Raw genomic sequence first — 2,416 nt, forward strand, 5'->3', positions numbered from 1 at the left:
GCCGGCGCTCGAGACATTCCTGCAGCTCGAAGCCGGCGGCTGGAAGGGCAAGCGCGGCACTGCGCTGGTCCAGCATGCGGGCGATGCGACCTTCATCCGCCGCGCCGTCCCCGCGCTGGCGGAGACCGCACAATGCGAAATCGTGACGCTGCGCGCCGGCGCGACGCCGGTCGCCGCCGGCATCGTGCTGCGCCACCAGAATCGCGCCTTCTTCTTCAAGCTCGGCATCGACGAGCGCTATGCCAAATATTCGCCGGGCGTGCAGCTCACGCTCGACCTCACCCGGCATCTCTGCGCCGATCCCGCCATCGCCAGCGCGGACTCCACCGCGACCGCCGACCATCCCATGATCAATCCGATCTGGCGCGGGCGTTTTGCCGTCGGTGACGTCCTGATCCCGCTGCGGCGGCACGATCCCATAGTGGCGCTCATTCACGCCGCGGTTGCAGCCCACGGCGCCGCCTACGAGGCGGCGCGGCGCGCGGTCCATCTGCTCCGCAGATAGACCAGCTATTCTGCGGCCTGCGCGTTGATCTCCGCCGAGACCTGGCGGATGGCGCGGGCGAGCAAGTTGGGATCCTGTGCGCCGGAGACGGCGTATTTCTGCGCGAAGACGTAGGTCGGCACGCCGGAGATGCCTTTCTCTGCCGCCTCCTGCGCGTCGGCCGAGACGCGCGCGACGTCCTCGTCGGTGGCGAGGCGCCTGCGCACGTCCTCTGCATCGAGGCCGACATCAGCGGCCGCCTGCACCAGCACGTTGACGTCGGTGAGGTCGCCACCATCCCGGAAATAAAGCTCCATCAGGCGCTGCTTCATCTCGGGCGCCTTGCCGATCGCCTCCGCCCAGAGGATGAGGCGGTGGCAGTCGGTGGTGTTGGGCTGGCGCGCCACGAGCTCCGGCTTGTAGACGAGGCCTTCTTCGCTCGCTGCGGCAACGACGCGCCCCGCAATGCCCTTGTAGGCTTCGACCGAGCCGAACTTCTGGGTGAGATAATCGTCACGGCTGATGCCCTCGCGCGGCACCCAGGGATTGAGGAAGAAGGGACGGAAGTTGAGCTTGACGGGAACGTCGGGCACCAGCGCCAGCGCGCTCTCGATCCGGTGCTTGCCGATATAGCACCACGGGCACACCACGTCGGAGACGACGTCGATCTGGAGCGGTTTCAGCGTGCTCATGTCAGCGCCTCCTTCGGGCAGGTCACGGGTTCGCCCAAAGATAAGCAGAACCCGCCCCGAGGCAAGAGCGCTACTTCATGGCTGCCGCCATCTGCTTCAGCCGCTCGGCGGTGCGTTCGTCCGCCGGGAAGAACGTCTCGAGTGCCAGCTCCGACAGCGTGATGTCGACGGGCGTGCCGAACACCATGGTGGTGGAGAAGAAGCTGAGGATCTCTCCGCCGCGCCTGAGCTTGAAGGGAATGGCGACATGGTCGTTCGACAGCGGCGCCGAACGCGCCGGGAGCGGATAGCTCTTCAGGTCGTTGTAGAGCCTGATCAATTCAGGATCGGCCGTTGCCTCGCATTGCCGGTGCAGCCGCTCCAGCAGATGCCCGCACCATTCGGCGAGATTGACCGTGCGCGGTGCCAGCGCCTCGGGATGGAAGGCGAGCCGCAGCACGTTGAGGGGCTGGCCGAGCAGATGCTGCGGAATGCCGTCGAGCAGCGGCGCCACCATGCGATTGGCGGAGACCAGATTCCAGTGCCTGTCCACCGCAAGCGCAGGGTTGGGCTCATGCGCTTTCAGGACGAGGTCGATCGCCTGGCGGGCTGATTTCAAGGCGGGATCCTCCAGCGGGCGCTGCGGAAAGGCCGGCGCGAAACCGGCCGCTACCAGCAGCACGTTGCGTTCGCGCAGGGGGACGTCGAGCCGTTCGGCCAGTCTCAGCACCATGTCGCGCGAAGGCGCAGCGCGGCCGGTCTCGACGAAGCTCAAATGCCGCGCCGAGATCTCGGCTTCGCCGGCGAGATCGAGCTGGCTCATGCGGCGGCGCTGCCGCCATTCGCGCAAATGATCGCCGACATGGAGCGGCTGGCTGCGTTCGGTCCGTGCGGTGGAGGCATGTGCGTTCATGGCCGGAAACCTACCATGCGGAATTCCGCGCTTCCATTACCGGCGAGGTAATCGAATTCGGACGCAGAGGCGCGCATCTTCTGTCGCAACAGGAGAGATGACCATGATCGCGCTGCTGCTCTACCGGACCGTCGCAGACCACGTCCTGCCCTGGATGATGGCGTTCGCAACCCGGATGCTGGCGCGCAGCCTCAACATGCCGGAGCCGCTGCTGCATTCCACCGGCGACTATGTCGTCGCGCAGGTTACCGCCTTCGAGCACAGCGTCGGGAGAAGCCTCTCCCCGTTCCGCCTCGCCCGCCTGCTGCGCGCCCGGTGGCGCGGTCGGCATTGAGTTCCACCCCGAGC

The 2,416-nt window shown here is 66.8% G+C and carries 4 protein-coding genes; 2 read left to right on the plus strand and 2 right to left on the minus strand.

The features are described from left to right. A partial coding sequence (locus tag JHD07_RS37880) for a GNAT family N-acetyltransferase (RefSeq protein ID WP_291631514.1) occupies nt 1-505 on the plus strand: 505 nt, incomplete at its 5' end. Nucleotides 506-510: 5 nt separating this feature from the next. Here JHD07_RS37880 and JHD07_RS37885 read toward each other — a convergent pair. Both JHD07_RS37885 and JHD07_RS37890 read right to left on the minus strand, forming a co-directional pair. Then, complete coding sequence (locus tag JHD07_RS37885; RefSeq protein ID WP_291631516.1) at nt 511-1,176, minus strand: DsbA family oxidoreductase; 666 nt, start codon at nt 1,174-1,176, stop codon at nt 511-513. 70 nt (nt 1,177-1,246) lie between these two features. Continuing rightward, complete coding sequence (locus tag JHD07_RS37890; protein WP_291631518.1) at nt 1,247-2,068, minus strand: helix-turn-helix transcriptional regulator; 822 nt, start codon at nt 2,066-2,068, stop codon at nt 1,247-1,249. 103 nt (nt 2,069-2,171) lie between these two features. On the opposite strand from JHD07_RS37890, the gene JHD07_RS37895 reads away from it, so the two are divergent. Continuing rightward, nucleotides 2,172-2,402, plus strand: coding sequence for a hypothetical protein (locus JHD07_RS37895; protein WP_291631520.1), 231 nt, complete (start codon nt 2,172-2,174; stop codon nt 2,400-2,402). The last annotated feature ends 14 nt before the right edge of the window (nt 2,403-2,416 follow it).

The organism is Bradyrhizobium sp. (assembly GCF_016462955.1).
In the GTDB taxonomy this organism is placed as follows: Bacteria; Pseudomonadota; Alphaproteobacteria; order Rhizobiales; family Xanthobacteraceae; genus Bradyrhizobium.

What these genes read in the sequence shown, in the direction of transcription:
- JHD07_RS37885 (WP_291631516.1), bottom strand. Translation starts at nt 1,176, where the DNA reads ATGAGCACGCTGAAACCGCTCCAGATCGACGTCGTCTCCGACGTGGTG.
- JHD07_RS37890 (WP_291631518.1), bottom strand. Translation starts at nt 2,068, where the DNA reads ATGAACGCACATGCCTCCACCGCACGGACCGAACGCAGCCAGCCGCTC.
- JHD07_RS37895 (WP_291631520.1), top strand. Translation starts at nt 2,172, where the DNA reads ATGATCGCGCTGCTGCTCTACCGGACCGTCGCAGACCACGTCCTGCCC.